Origin of the sequence: Butyricimonas sp. DFI.6.44 (assembly GCF_022132345.1) — a bacterium.
Lineage (GTDB): Bacteria > Bacteroidota > Bacteroidia > Bacteroidales > Marinifilaceae > Butyricimonas > Butyricimonas muris.
The window spans coordinates 1-354 of the sequence record NZ_JAKNJD010000039.1 but is presented as its reverse complement, the minus strand read 5'-3'; the positions used below and the strand labels follow the sequence as shown (position 1 = coordinate 354).

Below are 354 nucleotides of genomic sequence, written 5' to 3'. Positions count from 1 at the left end.
TCACGGTGTTGACGCACGAGAAGACGAATGTTTTGATGATTCCCTTGCGTGCCCTACGCTTCCAGCCCGAGAATGAGGATGGGGAGTCTGTTGCCCCCGAAAAGACAAAGGTACAACCGGGTATAAAAGAGATGAAATCCGTTTGGATACAGACCGCCGAGGGCTTGAAGAATAAAAACGTGCGTACCGGTATCTCGGATGGGATTTACACGGAAGTACTGGAAGGTGTCCAAGCCGGGGAGAAGGTGATTACCGGGATACATCTGCCCGCTAAAGTGACTGAATCCATAAAGACAAAACCGGGTGGAAATCCCTTGATGCCTAACATGACCGGACAGCGGCCACATTAGTCGT

At 50.8% G+C, this 354-nt stretch carries 1 pseudogene; it reads left to right on the top strand.

Going from position 1 to position 354, the window contains the following annotated elements:
- Window positions 1-350 (top strand): annotated as a pseudogene (locus L0M98_RS22545) (efflux RND transporter periplasmic adaptor subunit); the annotation flags it as partial.
- Window positions 351-354 lie beyond the last annotated feature (4 nt).